The sequence below is a fragment of the Bartonella sp. F02 genome, assembly GCF_026929975.1.
Classification (GTDB): Bacteria; Pseudomonadota; Alphaproteobacteria; order Rhizobiales; family Rhizobiaceae; genus Bartonella.
The window spans coordinates 44757-62550 of record NZ_JANHOK010000002.1 but is presented as its reverse complement, the minus strand read 5'-3'; the positions used below and the strand labels follow the sequence as shown (position 1 = coordinate 62550).

13 protein-coding genes and 1 pseudogene are annotated in these 17794 nt (G+C 34.2%); 4 read left to right on the top strand and 10 right to left on the bottom strand.

Annotated elements, in window-relative coordinates:
* Positions 1-69 precede the first annotated feature (69 nt).
* The 6 genes and pseudogenes from NPY00_RS01720 to NPY00_RS01695 form a co-directional block, all read right to left on the bottom strand.
* Positions 70-978 carry a hypothetical protein gene (locus NPY00_RS01720; RefSeq protein WP_269020313.1) on the bottom strand — a complete coding sequence of 303 codons (909 nt, stop codon included), beginning with the start codon at positions 976-978 and terminating at the stop codon, positions 70-72.
* Positions 979-1274: 296 nt separating this feature from the next.
* Positions 1275-3098 (bottom strand): glutamine--fructose-6-phosphate transaminase (isomerizing), encoded by a 1824-nt coding sequence (glmS, locus tag NPY00_RS01715; RefSeq protein WP_269020312.1) that lies wholly within the window; start codon positions 3096-3098, stop codon positions 1275-1277.
* Between the two features lie 167 nt (positions 3099-3265).
* Positions 3266-4615 (bottom strand): bifunctional UDP-N-acetylglucosamine diphosphorylase/glucosamine-1-phosphate N-acetyltransferase GlmU, encoded by a 1350-nt coding sequence (gene glmU, locus NPY00_RS01710; RefSeq protein WP_269020311.1) that lies wholly within the window; start codon positions 4613-4615, stop codon positions 3266-3268.
* Positions 4616-4624: 9 nt separating this feature from the next.
* Positions 4625-5410 carry a cytochrome c biogenesis CcdA family protein gene (locus NPY00_RS01705; RefSeq protein WP_269020310.1) on the bottom strand — a complete coding sequence of 262 codons (786 nt, stop codon included), beginning with the start codon at positions 5408-5410 and terminating at the stop codon, positions 4625-4627.
* A 56-nt stretch (positions 5411-5466) separates the two neighbouring features.
* A pseudogene (locus NPY00_RS01700) lies at positions 5467-6458 on the bottom strand (carboxypeptidase regulatory-like domain-containing protein).
* Positions 6459-6468: 10 nt separating this feature from the next.
* A complete protein-coding gene (locus NPY00_RS01695) occupies positions 6469-6792 on the bottom strand; it encodes a HesB/IscA family protein (RefSeq protein WP_269020309.1) in 324 nt (107 codons plus the stop codon).
* Positions 6793-6899: 107 nt separating this feature from the next.
* Here NPY00_RS01695 and NPY00_RS01690 point away from each other — a divergent pair, with 107 nt between their 5' ends.
* The 3 genes from NPY00_RS01690 (at position 6900) to NPY00_RS01680 (ending at position 12478) form a co-directional block, all read left to right on the top strand.
* A complete protein-coding gene (locus tag NPY00_RS01690; RefSeq protein WP_269020308.1) occupies positions 6900-8108 on the top strand; it encodes a deoxyguanosinetriphosphate triphosphohydrolase in 1209 nt (402 codons plus the stop codon).
* 29 nt (positions 8109-8137) lie between these two features.
* Complete coding sequence (argS, locus tag NPY00_RS01685; RefSeq protein WP_269020307.1) at positions 8138-9895, top strand: arginine--tRNA ligase; 1758 nt, start codon at positions 8138-8140, stop codon at positions 9893-9895.
* An 87-nt stretch (positions 9896-9982) separates the two neighbouring features.
* On the top strand, positions 9983-12478 hold the full coding sequence (locus NPY00_RS01680) for an SPOR domain-containing protein (protein WP_269020306.1): 2496 nt from the start codon (positions 9983-9985) through the stop codon (positions 12476-12478).
* A 50-nt stretch (positions 12479-12528) separates the two neighbouring features.
* Here the strand turns inward: NPY00_RS01680 and NPY00_RS01675 are convergent, their stop codons facing one another.
* Positions 12529-12930: a hypothetical protein gene (locus tag NPY00_RS01675; RefSeq protein WP_269020305.1), complete on the bottom strand. Its 402-nt coding sequence runs from the start codon at positions 12928-12930 to the stop codon at positions 12529-12531.
* Between the two features lie 297 nt (positions 12931-13227).
* On the opposite strand from NPY00_RS01675, the gene NPY00_RS01670 reads away from it, so the two are divergent.
* A complete protein-coding gene (locus NPY00_RS01670; protein WP_269020304.1) occupies positions 13228-14334 on the top strand; it encodes a branched-chain amino acid aminotransferase in 1107 nt (368 codons plus the stop codon).
* Between the two features lie 93 nt (positions 14335-14427).
* Here NPY00_RS01670 and glpX read toward each other — a convergent pair whose 3' ends face one another.
* The 3 genes from glpX to NPY00_RS01655 all read right to left on the bottom strand — a co-directional run bounded on the left by glpX (position 14428) and on the right by NPY00_RS01655 (position 17763).
* Positions 14428-15417, bottom strand: coding sequence for a class II fructose-bisphosphatase (gene glpX, locus NPY00_RS01665; RefSeq protein WP_269020303.1), 990 nt, complete (start codon positions 15415-15417; stop codon positions 14428-14430).
* A gap of 142 nt (positions 15418-15559) precedes the next feature.
* The gene (locus NPY00_RS01660; protein ID WP_269020302.1) at positions 15560-16876 is read right to left on the bottom strand and encodes a homoserine dehydrogenase; all 1317 of its coding nucleotides are present in this window, start codon (positions 16874-16876) and stop codon (positions 15560-15562) included.
* 542 nt (positions 16877-17418) lie between these two features.
* Positions 17419-17763: a hypothetical protein gene (locus NPY00_RS01655; protein WP_269020301.1), complete on the bottom strand. Its 345-nt coding sequence runs from the start codon at positions 17761-17763 to the stop codon at positions 17419-17421.
* Between the last annotated feature and the right edge of the window lie 31 nt (positions 17764-17794).

Below are 17794 nucleotides of genomic sequence, written 5' to 3'. Positions count from 1 at the left end.
TTATTACATTGAAATTATAAGCATCTTAAACCAAGTTTTATTTCGAAGTTCCGCTTAACCTTCTATCCATCATGTTTGTGTATTTGTTTTTTTATCCCACAGATGAAAAATAAACAAAGCTAAACTATAAGCAGAGCTAACGATGAATTTTGCATGTTCTAATTCTGGTATATACAGTCCCATGCCTTGCCCAGATGCTAAACGAGCATAAGAACACAAAGCAGCAATTCCTTCTACAACTCTCTTTATACCCTGACCAATTTTATGAGGATCATCATTTTGTTTTACAGAAGCAGGAGTTTGTATAACATCCTGTGCAGAAACATGATCCTGTACAACAGAATGATCTTCTGTTGACTTAATATCTAAATATTCGGAAACAACTTCCCATAAACTGTACAAATCTTGACTTAATGGAGCTTTAAGTTTTTCTATTTCTATGCAAACTTTACAAATTGACTCAAGAATATTACACGCTGCCAAAATAGCTTCTAATGGCTTAGATTCTAAATTTTTCAACGCTTTTTCAAATTCATATTTAACAGATTCAACATCTTTTTGATAAATTGCATTTTTTAATTCTTGAATCGATAAAAACTCTCCAGAACTCGCGCTTAATGTTTGCAAAACACCTTCTAATGCTAATTTTAGCTCTTGTCTTTTTTGAGATTGTTCTAAAAGAAATTTGTCCGAATCCGACAAACTATCCTTTTCAGAAGAATCTCCGCATTTTTGTTCAGGGATTTTCTTATAAAATTCAACAATTTTTTCTAATATTTCCCATGGATGTTTACAAAAATTATTCGCCCTCGTTAAAAATTCCAGTACCTTTTCCGCTTTATTATAAAACTTAAACTCATAAGGGTTACCAGGAACCCCAGCACCGAAAAAAATTTCATTAATACTCTTATGCGTTTCGCATTCAGGCATTTTTTTTGCTAAAGACAGAATTACTGACGTAGGTATTTTATCATTCATAGTTATCACCAGTTAAATACAAAATGATATAATATAAAATACAAAATATCAATAAAATACTCACTATAAAAATCTTTAAATTGAAATAAGATGCCAGCTTTATGTTCTCATACAAAATGCCTTGTATCGTAGGAAGAACTTATCTGACAGAATATCATTCATTACATCATAAAACGTTTTACAAAAATTCTACCTTATTTTTCAGTTTTCATATCATAAACATTTAAACCAAAATTAATAATAACTCAGAACAATAAATAATTATTTGATAAAAATATTAAGAGAAAAAACAATTATTATTCTACAGTAACTGATTTTGCTAAATTGCGTGGTTGATCGACATCTGTTCCCAATAAAACAGCTGTATGATATGCAATTAATTGAATAGGCACAGCATAAATAATTGGTGCTATAAATTCTGAAACATCTGGCAAAATAATAGTCGACAATGAATTAAGATTAGCTTCCGCCGCTCCTCTTTTATCCGTTATCAAAATAACACGACCATTACGCGCTGCTACTTCCTGCATATTAGAAAAAGTTTTTTCAAACCATTTATCATATGGCGCAACAACAATAACCGGTATTGTTTCATCAACAAGAGCAATTGGCCCATGCTTCAATTCTCCTGCTGCATAACCTTCCGCATGAATATAAGATAATTCTTTCAATTTCAGCGCTCCCTCCAAAGCAATTGGATAAGAAGTGCCACGCCCAAGATAAAGAACACCTTTTACATGTGTTAAATCACGACATATTCGTTCAATCTGATGATCTAATTTTAAAACTTCGTTTAAAATTCGTGGAACTTCTGCCAATTGATGAACAAGCTGTTGTTCTACTTTTTTTGAAAGATATCCGCGTTGTTTAGCTGCACTAAGTGCCATTGATGCAAGTGTTGATAATTGACAAATAAAAGCTTTAGTTGAAGCAACCCCGATTTCTGGTCCTGCTAATGTTGGCAAAACAAAATCAGCTTCTCTTGCCATTGTTGATTGTGCAACATTCACAATTGTTGCTGTTTTCACACCGCGATCTCGACAATATCGCAAAGACGCCAATGTATCCGCAGTTTCACCAGATTGAGAAACAAATACTGGCAATACATCATCTGCAATAGGGGGCTCCCGATAACGAAATTCAGAAGCTACATCATTATCAACACTTAAGGCAGCAAAATTTTCAAACCAATAACGTGCAACTAAAGTTGAATAATAAGCGGTTCCACAACTTGCAAAGAGTAATCGGTTAATCTTTTTCCAATCAACAAAATTTTCAAATGAACGCACTGCGCAAGTCCCAAGATCAAGATAATGCTGCAAATTATGAGAAATAACATCAGGTTGTTCAAAAATTTCTTTACGCATAAAATGGCGATGATGTCCTTTAGAAACCAAAAAAGCATCTTCAAATAAGGTTGTAATAGGACGTTTTACTGCTTGATTATCCGCATTATAAATTGTCACTGCTTCACGTGTAAGAACAGCCCAATCTCCATGTTCCAAGTAGCTTATACGGTCTGTTAAAGAAGCTAAAGCAATTGCATCTGATCCTACGAAAAATTCACCATCTCCGTAACCAATTGCTAATGGCGAACCAGAACGAACAGCAATCATAAGATTATCTTCACCTTCAAAGATAAGAGCCATAGCAAAAGTACCTTGCAATCTTTGCCAGCTGGTTCTCGTTGCTTCTTGTGGAGAAAGACCGTTTTTTAACGCACGCGTAATTAAATGAGCAATAACTTCCGTATCTGTTTCTGTTTCAAAGATACAACCATCTTCAATAAGTTCTTTGCGCAATTCTACAAAATTTTCAATAATACCATTATGAACGACCGCAAGCCGCTCAGTCATATGAGGATGAGCATTCCGCTCTACTGCGACTCCATGCGTTGCCCAACGCGTATGACCAATCCCCAAACAACCTTCTAAAGGCATTGATTTTAATTTTTTTTCCAAATTAATAAGCTTGCCTTCAGCACGAATACGATGAAGATGACCATTATGTATTGTTGCTAAGCCTGATGAATCATAGCCTCTATATTCAAGACGCTTCAAGCCATCCATCAAATGAGATGCAACAGGTTTATTTCCAATAATTCCAATGATTCCACACATTAAAAAACTCCAATTTACATCTCAGATTTATCATAATTTTATAATATTCTTTTCTGGCTTCTTTTGCTCAAAATTGTAAAAAAATCTATACAACTATTTTGTGATGGTGATGATGAAGAACGAATTTTTATAGAATTTTAGATAACAATAAAATAGAATAAAAATAATTACTTATTCTCTTTTTTTAATAATAAACGTGCACGCAATTTTGTTGCAGCGCCTTCTTTTATAACCTGTCGAGCACGTCCAAAAGCTATACTATCTGTAGGAATATTTTCAGTAATCACGCTTCCCGAAGCAATGTAAGAACCTTTTTCTATAATCAATGGCGCAATAAGTGCGGAATTAGAACCAATAAATGCATTATCACCAATAATAGTTTTGTATTTACTGACACCATCATAATTACAAGTAATTGTTCCCGCTCCAACATTGGCATGCATACCAATTTCTGCATCACCAATATAACTCAAATGATTAATTTTAGTAGCGTCTCCTATTTTTGCTTGTTTAATTTCACAAAAATTCCCAATCTTAACTGATTGTGCTAATTCTGTCCCATGACGCAAACGTGCATAGGGTCCTATCTGTGCATTTCTGCCAATTACCGCTCCTTCCACATAACTAAATGCGTGGATTACTGCGCCAGCTTGTACTTTGACACCTGTTCCAAAATAAACATTTGGTTCAATCACAACACCAGGTTCAATTTCTGTATCATAAGAAAAATAAACGCTTTCTGGCTTTAATATCGTAACTCCAGAAAGCATTAAATCTCGCGCTTTACGCTTTTGCCACAAAGCATCAGCATTACACAGATCAAGACAGTTATTAACGCCTACAGCATTTTCAAAAGGCACTTCAACAGTACGAATATCTAACCCTTCATGTGAAGCAATAGAAACAATATCTGTTAAATAATATTCTTGTTTTGTATTGTTATTATCAATCTTCTCTAAAAGAGAAAGTGCATATTTCCCATTAATAGCCATTATTCCACTATTACACAAAGAAATTTCTTTCTCTTCATCGCTTGCATCTTTTTCTTCTACAATAGCGACAAATTTACCATTTTTTTTGATAATTCGACCATAGCCGGTTGGGTCAGGAGCAAAAAAGCAACCCACTACAACATCTGCTCCTTCAGATAACTGTGAACGAATCCGCATCAATGAATCTGATTCAATTAAAGGAGTGTCTCCCAAAACAATAAGAACATCGTCTACACCATTTTGTAAAGCAGATCGAGCTGATAAAACAGAATGAGCTGTCCCTAAACGCTCTTTCTGTTCAAAAATCATCACATCTTCTACAGAGGACTGAACAACTTTGGTGACATCTTGAGCTCCAGCACCTACAATTACTGCCAGTTGTGAACAGCCTGCTAATTTTATTTGACGAATGACATGGCAGATAAGTGGAAATCCAGCTATTTTATGCAAAACTTTAGGAAGAGACGATTTCATTCGCGTCCCTTCACCTGCTGCAAGTACAATAGAAAGACAGTTTCTGATCATAAAATGAAACTAATGAGAAAATCCAAATAAATTCTTAATATCTTGCCAACGAACGGCTTCAATATTTCCTAAAGCAGGATAATTTTCTAAAAGCCAAAATGAAAAATTTTGCATAGAGCCTGTCAAAAACAAAACACCTGTAATAACCAAAAGGACACCGATTATTTTTTCAACTTTTCCCATATGAATACGAAAAGCTCCCAGAAATTTCATAAAACTACCTGAAAACAAAGCTGCCAATATAAAAGGTACAGCAAGACCCAACGCGTAGATCCCTAATAGCACCCCTCCTTCAACCACCGTTTCTTTTGTTCCAGCAAGCGTTATAATAGGCCCCAAAATAGGACCAATACACGGTGTCCATCCAAAAGCAAACGCCAAACCAATAACATAAGCTCCTAAAGGTCCAGAAGGTTTTGTGCTCGTTTGAAATCTTACTTCACGAAACAAAAAACTAATTCTAAAAACACCCAAAAAATTTAAACCAAAAATGATAATGACAACTCCAGCAGCAAAAGCTAACCAATCACGATAATAACTCAAAAATCGACCTATTGTGCTCGCACTGGCTCCCATTGCGACAAAAACAGTCGTAAAACCAAGCACAAAAGCAAAAACAGAAGATAAAAGCGCTAAACGTATAGAGGTTTTGTTATTTTGTTTTTCCAAACGAAAATCATCAACACTAACACCTGCCATATAACATAAATAAGGAGGAACCAAAGGTAAAACACATGGCGATAAAAAAGACAAAGCACCTGCAAAAAATACACTCAATGTTGACAACTCTACCATAAAAACTCTCTATTTATTTTCCATTTATAGCTTACATTCACAAATAACTATTCAATTCATCGAAGTATATTTTGTGGATTTGCTATCACATTTACATCTTCATCACGACCAGAGATTACCGAAAAAGATTTTTGATAAATTTGATCTTTATTTTTAGCGATTGCAATGTAATCACCTTCAACAAGAACAAGCGAAACATAAGCACCGACTGTTTCATAAATAATATCCCCAGAATTATCCGTGATAGACCAGCTTGTATCCGCTAACGCCTCCCCTCTTTCTTGACGTACCAACTTCAAAATAATTTGAGCCGCCTGATGTTGAAGAGTTACTTCTGTAATTTTACCCGCATTTACTTGAATATCCGAACGAACAGTAGCATTTATTGAACCATAGTGAGAAACAACATGGTAATTCCCCTCTTTTAAACGCACAATTGATTGAGGTTTAACATTTGATAAGATGATACCAATATCATCATTTTCCTTTTCATCTTCATATATAGTAAAAGACAACTCTTTTTTATTAATTGTACCATTCACTAATGTACTATCTAAAATAACACCACCAGCGTTCAAGGTAAAGTTTTTAACAAGATGTTGTCCACTATCTAGAATCACATGTTGCATTGCACTCGCATGACCAAAAGAAACGTGAACGATATAACTTCCTGCTTCCAAATTAAATTGTGCACTACCACCTTCGAACGTTGTAAGCAAAGGCAATTTATTATCAACCCCTAAAACGGGAGCATAAACTCGCCATATTAGTCCTTTCAGGATATTTTCATTGCTATTTGCTAATCGAGCATGCACTATGAGTTGTGTTTGAGAGTGCGAGGTTTCTTTTTCAAAACTTGGAGAATTGACAACGGAATCTTTTAATTCTTTTTGTTGATAACTTAGAATTCTTCTTTCCTCAGAAGAAGCATAATCGCCCCATACAAAAAAAAGAAACGGTATTAATAATTGAAAAATTCTGCGCAGTGTGTTTGTAGAGAGACTCATCTTTGTATTTTAACTAACAAAATAGTCTTTTCAAGAAACAATATTACTATTTTAAATCGAAAAACTAATACCACACCCACAAGATGAAGTAATATTAGGGTTATGAATTTGAAAAGATTGCCCTATAAGATCATCCACAAAATCAATTTCAGCGCCCATCATAAAAGGAAGAGATACCGAGTCAATTAAAACCATTGCCCCTTCTTTTTTAATGATGAAATCATCTTCTCCACTTTCAGAAACTAAATCATATTTATAAGAAAAACCTGAACATCCGCCTCCTTCAACAGAAATACGTAACGCTATCTTACCGGGTTCATTTAAAAGTATCTGTGCAATCCGTTTTGCAGCACAATCTGAAATATTTACACTCATTTTTCATATATCCTTGCATTGAATGATCAAGAAAGAGTATCCAAAACAGATAAAAATTTATTAATAATGGATTGATTCTAATTTAAGGTGAGAATACATAGCTTACAATGGATATAAACAATATCAATAACTCTTACCAATTTCGGGCAGCGTACAGCACAAACCCTAAAACGAGCCGAGGCAGGTTATTTTACGAACCAGAAGAAGCAATACGTACACCCTTTCAGCGAGATCGAGATCGTATTATTCACTCCAATGCATTTCGGCGTCTTAAACATAAAACACAAGTGTTTATTGTTGATGAAGATGAAAATGACCATTATCGTACGCGTCTAACACATTCGATAGAAGTTTCCCAAATTGCACGTACATTAGCCCGTGCACTCTACCTTGATGAAGATCTTGCTGAAACTATTGCACTTGCTCACGACTTTGGACACACACCTTTTGGTCATGCGGGTGAAGATGCCCTTAATGAATCAATGGCTCCTTATGGAGGCTTTGATCATAATGCACAAGCATTACGTATTGTTACAAAACTCGAACAACGTTACCCAGATTTTGATGGACTAAATCTAACTTGGGAAACACTTGAAGGACTTGTAAAGCATAATGGTCCTCTTATTGGTCCTCGTTCTAACAATAAAAAAATCCCTATCGATATTCTACAATACAATAAACAACACAATCTTGAACTTGATTGTTTTTCTGGATTAGAAGCACAATGCGCTGCTATTGCAGATGACATTGCTTATAACGCTCATGATATTGATGATGGTCTACGTTCACATTTTTTAACAATCGATCAACTCAAAAAAGTTTCATTAACTGCTTCATTATTAGAAAATATAGACCAAGAACACCCACAAATTGACTCAACTCGGCGTGGTTATGCATTGGTTCGTAAACAAATAACAGTTATGGTTAAAGATGTTATTGAACAAGCACAAAAAAATTTAGCATTGATTAAACCAACCAATGTTAATGATGTCCATCAAGCAGAACAAACCATTATTACTTTTTCTCCAACAATGACTGAACAAGAAAAAGAATTAAAAAAGTTCTTATTTGAAAATCTTTATTATCATGATCAAGTTCATAAACATCGAGATAAAGTAAAGCGCATTGTACAACAATTATTTGGCTGTTATTATGAAGATCCTAACAAAATGCCTAAGAACTGGTCTACTCAAGTCGCTTGCTTAACAGACCAAGAGCGAGCGCGACTCATTGCAGACTTTTTATCAGGTATGACGGATAATTACGCGTTAAATGAATATTCTCGATTATTCAAGCATAGCAGTAATTTCATCTGACTCATTTTAAATAAATTTGGAATTTGAATATGAATGTATTTAAAAATTTTGAAAAAAAAATAAAAAAAATATTAGAATCATCTGATATCAAAGGAAAAAATGAGAAAGATTTAGATTTATCAAAAATCACTGTTGAACCTCCACGAGATTCTTCACATGGTGATTTGTCTACAAATGCTGCTATGATATTAGCAAAATCCGTTGGACTTAGTCCACGCGTACTCGCAGAAAAAATTGCAGCACTGCTAAAAAATGATCACTCCATCGAATGGATTAACATTGCTGGTCCGGGGTTTATCAATATTAAGCTTACAAAATCATTTTGGCACACTGTATTAAAATCAATGATTGAAAAAGGAACAGCCTATGGTCGCATCCCAATAGGACAAGGGAAGCGAATTAATGTTGAATATGTATCTGCCAATCCAACGGGCCCAATGCATGTCGGTCACTGTCGTGGTGCCGTTATCGGAGATGTTCTCGCTAACTTACTCCAATTTGTTGGATATGATATTACAAAAGAATATTATATCAACGACGCTGGTGGACAAATTGAAGTACTTGCTCGTTCTGTGCTGTTGCGTTATCGTGAAGCACTTGGACAAACAGTCGATGAAATTCCAGAAGGACTTTATCCTGGTGAATATCTAATCCCATTAGGACAGTCACTTGCTCAAGAGTTTGATGATAAATTACTGACTATGGATAAAACTGAAGCTTTATCTATAGTGAAAAAACGTGCCATTGATGCAATGATGGCTATGATCCGTGAAGATTTAGCCTCTCTTAATATTTATCACGATGTTTTTTTCTCCGAAAAAACGCTTTACGAAAATGATGCGCAGGCTATTCGTAGTACAATTAATGATCTCACTTTAAAAGGATATATCTATAAAGGAACTCTTCCACCGCCTAAAGGAACAGACGTAGAAGATTGGGAACCCAATGAGCAGACCTTATTTCGCTCAACCAGTGTGGGAGATGATCAAGACCGTGTTTTAATTAAATCCGATGGTTCTTATACTTATTTTGCTGCAGATGTTGCTTATTTTCGTGATAAATTCAATCGTCATTTTGATGAGATGATTTACATTTTAGGTCTTGATCATTCTGGCTATGTAAAACGGTTAGAAGCGATGGCAAAAGCAATTACCGATAATAAAGCGCAACTAACTGTCTTTTTATGTCAATTAGTCAAGCTTTTTCGTAATGGACATCCTGTGCGTATGTCTAAAAGAGCTGGATCATTTATCACACTTCGCGATGTCGTAGAAGAAGTTGGCTGTGATCCTGTGCGTTTCATGATGCTTTATCGTAAATGTGAATCACCTCTTGATTTTGACTTTGTCAAAGTAACAGAACAATCAAAAGACAATCCTATTTTTTATGTACAATATGCAGCTGCACGTTGTCATTCAGTTTTTCGGCAGGCTCAAGAAAATCTTCTGATAGAAAATCCTTCAAACGATATAATGATTGCATGCCTAAACCAATTAACAGATGAAAATGAAATTGCATTAATCCGAAAGCTTGCTGAATATCCACGTGTCATCGAACAAGCCGTCATTCACAAAGAACCTCACCGGTTAGCATTTTATCTTTACGATCTAGCATCCCATTTCCATGGACATTGGAATAAAGGTAATGATAATCCTGATTTACGCTTTATTAAACTTGATGATAAAGAATTATCGTTAGCCAGATTGGGGTTGATTCAAGCTGTCATTAATATTTTATCATCAGGACTTACAATTATAGGTGTGAAAACACCAACAGAAATGCGTTGAAAAAGTTCTGCAAATACATAGAATAAATATTCTATTTAAAAATGAAAAACCTGTTGCACTTAAATATAAATTCACGTGAGAAAAATTATGAGCGATAACGATCGCAAAAATCCATACAAGACACAACAAGATCATGATCATCATGATCCTTTGGAAGAATTAACGCGAGTTTTTGATTCAAATAAAAAAAATGAAAGTCCAACTTCATCCTCTTCTTCAAACTCTGATGGCTTATCTCAGACTTCTGATACTCCATTCCAGGATGATTTTGATTTATCTTTTCTTGAATCTGATTTTGAAAATGATTCCAACCGTGAATTACCATTTGGTGATAACAGTCAACAATGGAACTTACAATCGACCATTAGTGATCCAGTGTTAATGGATGTTGCAACGACTTCTGTTCTTAATCACTCCAAGCAAAATAATTTTTTATCTGAGACAACATATTCTTCTTCTATTAATCACAATGAAGAGAAAATTTTAGATGCTCTCTCTCCATTACCTATTCAGAAAAATCATCCACAACAAGAAAAAATAGACCAAAAGAACATTGATCCTTTTTTAGAGAAAGATCACTTTAATATAAAATCAAGAAATGACTTTTTAAATGAAGAGACTGTGCAAAATAATGCTATTCTTACCGAATCACAGCATGAACAAACTGACTCTTTTTTACAAAAAGATATACAGCAATACAGTACTTTAAATACACAATCAAATGATGACAGCAAACAAAATATCTTCAATCCATCTGTCAACACTCAAAATACAACATCTATTGGTCAACAAAATTCAAGAGAAGATTATTATACCAATACACTAAAATCTTCCATGGATATAGATTCTTATTTTTCACTCTCTTCAAACGAGAACGATATCACACAAAATGAACCAATAGACTCCTTTACTTCTCATTTAAATTCATCACAAATCGATAATCTGTTCGATTTTAATGATCTCTCTAAAGAAGAATCTTTTGCTCATTATTCACAATTGGATGCACAAGAATCCTTAAAGCAACCAACCGATACTACAAAAAATCTAAAAGATAATAGTATTCAAGTTCAACATGCTCAAACCGATACTCATTATATCCCTCAGCAAAATAATGAAGATCAATATAATCAAAATCATTTGAATTATACGCAGGATTCATCACAATCCTTTAATGATAGACAAACAGAAGGTTTTACTGCACATAACAATCTTCACGATGAAAATTTTCTTCCAGAGGTTGATACTTATAAATTTGCTGAAGAAATTGTAGAGAAAACTGAACCAGTTTTAACTTCAGAAGTGCCTTATGAAGAGCCTCAATATGGTATGCCTGATGATAGCTTAAAAAAAGAATTTTCAGATGTTTTCAATGTAGGATATCTTTCAGCAAGAAATTCTACACATAAGCAAAACAACGAATATTTTGATGAAACGGCTCATCAAGCAGAGAAAAATTCAGAAGAAAATTTGCATAAAAATACCCAAGAATACAGCGTCAACGCTTCTTCTACCCATAATGATGGATATTATGATTCTTTGTTTAATGAGAATGCGCACTATCAATCTGAAAATGAAACCCTCACCAATCCGCTACCTCCTTCTGCTCCTAAAAGTTTTTTTGTAAGAAAAACTTCTATGAGAGGTATTATCCTTTTTGCGATACTAGCAATTGTTTTTTTGGGTTATTCTCGCTTTTTCACGTCATCGCACAAAAATGGAGAGCTCCCCATTATTCATGCTGATACTACACCTTTCAGAATTAAACCGGAAAAAGATGAACCGGAAAACAATATTGTTGATAATTTAGATATCTATAAACGAATGTCTGAAAATAATGAAAAAGAAAAAAACACGCAACAGTTCCTTATTGATAATTTTGAAACACCTGAAGATTTAACAGAATTACATGATCAAGAAACTGAAAACATTTTGTCCTTATCGTCTGATGAATCTGATATTGAAGACGCAGTAACGGCAGCTCTTGATCATACTATCCCAACAAGAGAAGTTCAAACTGTTATCGTAAAACCAGATGGCACAACAATGCTCATTCCAGCTCATAACAGAAATCAAAAATCTGAAGGTCGTTTTGAAGAAAATGATAAGATGCTTGTTGATCAAATTCAAAATCAAACTTCAATTTCTTCATCATCAACTGAAAATGAACCGACAACTGATATTGATAGAATTATCTCAGAAAATTCTTCTATCAGTGATATTAAAGAGAAGATGCAACATTTAGTAGTACCAATTCCTTCACCTTATCGATTAAATTCGAAAACACATATACACTCTAGTTCTCCCCAGAATCTAGGAACGCAAACAACACAACAAAATTCAGAAATTTATTATGTACAAGTAGCATCTCAACCAACGCATATACTTGCTGAAACTTCTTTGAAAAATATCCAGTCTAAATTTGATTTCCTCATTGGTGTTCGTTCTTTAAATATTCAACCTGCCTTTATATCAGGAAAAGGAACCTATTATCGTGTGCGTATTGAAACTCATAACCGCAATGAAGCTATAAACCTCTGTCAAGAGATAAAAAGTTATGGAGGAAATTGTTTCGTTACACGTTAAATCAACATAATTAATCTTAAAAATTACTATAAAAATTATTCATTTTTTTATCAATTAACTGATTGAATAATTTCAGGTGTTGGGTTTGTGTTCGGTTTCATGTGTTCATTGATTTGCATATCTTCTTTCTGCATCTCAAATAGATTTTTCTGATCAGAAAAATTTTGTTTGTAAGATGGTGAGGATGTTACACTTTCGTGAGGTGTTACAGGTATTGTTTTTGAATTCTTTTCCCAATCTGTTATCATTTGATTTGATTTTGGAGTTTCATAGTTAACCGTGTGTTTTTGTGATGTTTCAAAAAAAGATCCTAAAAAACCAAAAAGAAACCAAATAACAGCTAATGCCAAAATAACAATAATAAGACCCCGAGTTATAGAATTGCGTCTTTCTCGATCTCTTTTTTTTAAGACTGTATGAGATTCAGGTATTGAGTATTTCTTTTCAATCATAGGATATCCTTTTCTTTACTTTTTTACTTCTCATTACCTAAATAATTGTACAAATTTCAAATTATTTAGGGACTTACGTCAGAAAACGATACACATCTATGAAGGTTCCCAAACACTCCACAAAATTAAAATGCTAAAATACCTTTGCAAAGGGCTGTCAAGAGTATTCAACTTAAATTTTATAATAAAATATTGACATAAAAGAATTGCTAATCGTAAATTTAAATTGAAAGCAGTTCTTTATCTTTCCAATATAAAATTTATAAAAATAAAACACTATTCTAGAAAGTTGTCCTTATGAAATCTCTTACAACTCCCCTGCCTTTTAAAGTAGAAAAGAATCCATCATCTTTATCAGATGAAAAGCGTGAAGAAATTCTGAAAAATCCTGGTTTTGGACAGTTTTTTACAGATCATATGGGTATTATTCAATGGACAGAAGATAAAGGTTGGCATAATGCACTTATTTCTGCATATAAATCTTTAGAAATTAACCCAGCAAGTACTGTTTTGCATTATGCGCAAGAGATTTTTGAAGGCTTAAAAGCGTATCGTGCCAAAGATGGGCGTATTTTACTTTTTCGTCCTGATGCCAATGCACAACGCTTTATAGAATCAGCAAAACGATTGGCTATGCCCGAATTACCACAAGAAATCTTTTTAGATGCTATCAATCAATTGGTCAAAATTGATCATAAATGGGTTTCTGATAGTCCAAATGCTAGCCTCTATATACGTCCATTTATGTTTGGGAATGAAAGCTTTTTAAAAGTTCATCCTTCTCGAGAATATCTTTTCTGTATTATAGCATCTCCGGTTGAATCATATTTTAAGGGAGAAGAAAGAGCTATAAGCGTGTGGATTGACACAGACTATAGTCGTGCTGGTCCAGGTGGAACAGGAGCTGCTAAATGTGGAGGAAACTATGCAGCAAGCTTGCTTGCACAAAATAATGCAATTCAAAACAATTGTAGCCAAGTACTCTTTCTTGATATGGTTGAACATAAATGGATTGAAGAGCTTGGTGGTATGAATGTCTGCTTTATTATGGCAAATAATACGCTTGTTACACCTGCGCTTAATGGGACCATTCTTCCAGGAATAACACGTCGTTCAATTTTAACATTAGCAAAACAAATGAATTTAACAGTAGAAGAGCGTCCTTATTCTTTTGAATCTCTCAAAGAAGATGCCAAAAGTGGCCAACTTAAAGAAGTTTTTGCTTGCGGAACTGGTGCTGCTATCACAGCAATCGGCAGATTCAAGCATAAAGAAGGAGAATTTGTCATTGGAGATGAGACAACAGGAAAAATTACAGAACAACTTCGTACTCAATTGATTGATATACAAAAAGGAAATGTAGAAGATAAAAATGGTTGGGTACACTCTGTTCAATTGTCATAAAGAATTAATAAAAAATTCCTCTTAGGAATATAAAGGAGCGTTTTTATCAAATAACGCTCCTTTATTTTTTAAATAATAGATAAAAGACAAATCTTAATCAAATTTTGACTGATCTCTATGCTGTGCTTTGATATTACGGATCGTACCAGTATATGAACGCATTACAATACTTTCTGTCTGAATATAATCATGAGTAAACTTCACACCAGAAAGCATATTACCATCGGTAACACCTGTTGCCGCAAATAACACATCTCCTTTTGCCATCTCTTCCATGGTATAAGCCTTATTAGGATCATTAATCCCCATTTTAGCAGCACGTGTAATTTTTTCTTCTGTATCCAGTTGTAAACGTCCTTGCATTTGTCCTCCAATACAACGCAAAGCTGCTGCAGCTAATACACCTTCTGGTGCACCACCAATTCCCATATAAATATCAATCCCTGTTTCACTTGGATTTGTTGTATGAATAACGGCAGCGACATCACCATCATTAATCAAACGAATTGACGCACCAGTTGCACGTACCTCATTGATCAATTTTTCATGCCGAGGTCGATCCATAATACATGCGGTAATTTGGTTAACAGAGACTCCTTTAGCTTTTGCAAGAGCATGAATATTATCTGCAGGATGAGCATCTATATCAACTACTCCCTTCGGATAACCAGGGCCAATTGCAATTTTTTTCATATACACATCAGGCGCGTAAAGTAAATTTCCCTTTTGAGCAATAGCAACAACTGCAAGAGAATTAGCAAGATTTTTAGCGCAAATCGTGGTTCCCTCTAGTGGATCAAGAGCAATATCAACGGCTAATCCACTTTTCAATCCTACTTTTTCTCCAATGTACAACATAGGAGCTTCATCACGTTCTCCTTCACCAATAACAACCGTACCATCTATAGGTAATCGATTAAGTTCTTGACGCATTGCATCCACAGCCGCCTGATCTGCTGCTTTTTCATCTCCACGTCCTCGCCAATGTGCAGCAGCAACAGCCGCACGTTCAGTTACACGAACCAGCTCAAGCGTTAGAATACGATCAAGTCCATTTAAAGTCTTCTGGGTAGATTGAGACATGTAAAAGATCCTATTGAATAAGTATTAGCATAAAATATTGGCCTTTGTGGTCCAATATTCATAATAAAGCTTTTTGCAAAGATAAAAGCTTTTCACAAGAGAAAAAACAATTAAAGAACTTTTTATTATTATAAAGATCATTTTATACCGTGCGTTCAATGCGGATAAATTGAGATTTTGCAACAAGAAGCGATTCTTCAGCAATTCCTGCAAGTGCCTGTTTTACCTTCACTTCTGTCGTTTCATGCGTAATTAAAATAATTGTTTTGGTTCCTACAATTTGATCTTCTACAAAAGATCTTTGCACAATTGATTCTAATGAAATTTCATTATCAGCCATATGTTTTGCAACCGTTGCGAAAACGCCAGCACGATCATACACACTCAAACGAATAAAATACCCCCCTGCAGAATTAACAACACAGGCTTTTTTATACGGAACCAAAGCTAATGCTGGCTTTCCAAAAATAGGTTCATACTGAAAACTAGAACGAGCTCTTGCTATATCAACCAAATCACCAATAACCGCTGATGCTGTTGCTGCTCCACCAGCTCCAGGACCAGATAACAATAAATCTCCTAATAAATCACTTTTAATAGAAATAGCATTCGTCACACCATGAATTTGTGCAATGACTGATGATGTCGGAACCATTGTAGGATGAACGCGCTGTTCAATTCCTGTATCGGTTTTTAAAGCAACGCCTAATAGTTTAATGCGATAACCTAGCTCATCAGCTGCACGAATGTCAATTTGAGAAATATTGTCAATTCCCTCAATATAGACATCATTTAATGAAGTTTCAGTACCAAAAGCCAAACTCGTCAATAAAGCTAATTTATGAGCCGTATCATATCCTCCAATATCAAAGATTGGATCAGCTTCAGCATAACCGCGCTTTTGTGCCTCTGCTAAACAATCATTAAATGAAAGCCCTTCAGTAAACATGCGTGTTAATATATAATTGCAAGTACCATTTAAAATTCCAAAAATTCTTGATACATGATTTCCAGAAAGCGATTCTCTCATCATTTTTATGATAGGAATTCCACCAGCAACAGCCGCTTCAAAATTAAGAAAAACACCTTTATTTTCCGCGTGCGCAGCAAGTGTTACACCATGTCGAGCAAGAAGAGCTTTATTCGCTGTAACAACGTGATGCCCTGCTTCTAATGCTGCTTTAACGGATGTATGTACAATATCTAATTCACCACCAATTAACTCAACAAAAACATCGATCTCATCAGATGCAGCCATTTCCACAGGCGAATCAAACCATTTAACATCACTCAAATCAATTCCGCGATCGCGATTTTTATCACGTGCACTAACAGCAACGACTTTAATTGGTCGTCCACATTGACAAATAAGAGTATGTGATTTTTCGTGTAAAATCTGAACAACTGAAGTACCAACCGTACCAAGTCCCCCAATACCAACCCTTAACGCTTCTACCATTATTGAAACTGTCTACCTCTTATTTTCATTGTAAATGGTGTACACCTTACTACAAAATAACGTTCGTTTTTAATCACAAACTTTAAAGAATAAAATTATATTTTTGAGAATAATGACGATAAGAAGCCAATATAAATAATATTACTTAAAACATTTAAAGAATTAATAATATAATCGGTTTTTCCTTAATACCGCACCACGGCTTAATATCCTGCAAAAAACTGCACTATAAAAGCCATTACCATTAGAAATGCAGAGACCTAAAGTTTATTTGAATCATCAAGCATAAAAGAAGATTTTACATACTAAAACCTATTCAACAATTGTCAAAGACAAGTTTTCTTCTTCGCATCAAAAAAATCAACAATCTATATAAATACAATAATTCTATGTATCACAATTCCAAAATAATAAAACATAAATTATCTATAAAAATCAAATGCATATATACATTAAGTTAACTAATGATATTACTTCTAACAAAAATAAAAATTTTTATAAAATTTAAATGAAAAATATAGAATATCAGCAATGAAAAAAAATTATTGGTTGTTATTCATCTCAATTTTACGGAGTATAGATTTAGTTTCACGGTATGCATCTTCTTTAATTTTCATTAGACTCAATGAATTTGTAGATTCTTCTTTTAAAGTAGCTCTGATACGATTCGCATCATGCGTTAACTGATCAATAAGTATTTGTCGTTGTATTTCAGTAAAATGTTCTGTTGCAGCTTTTGGTTTGATTGAAAAACGTGGCATAACATCTTCTTTTAGCAAAATTTTTTGTTCAAATGGAGAAACATTTGCATCATGTACACAACCTGTAATGAATAATAGAGGAACACTCAAAAATATTCGGCACACGAAAATTGCCGTTTTTATCATCTTTATTTCTTCTCCATAACAGAAAAATTTG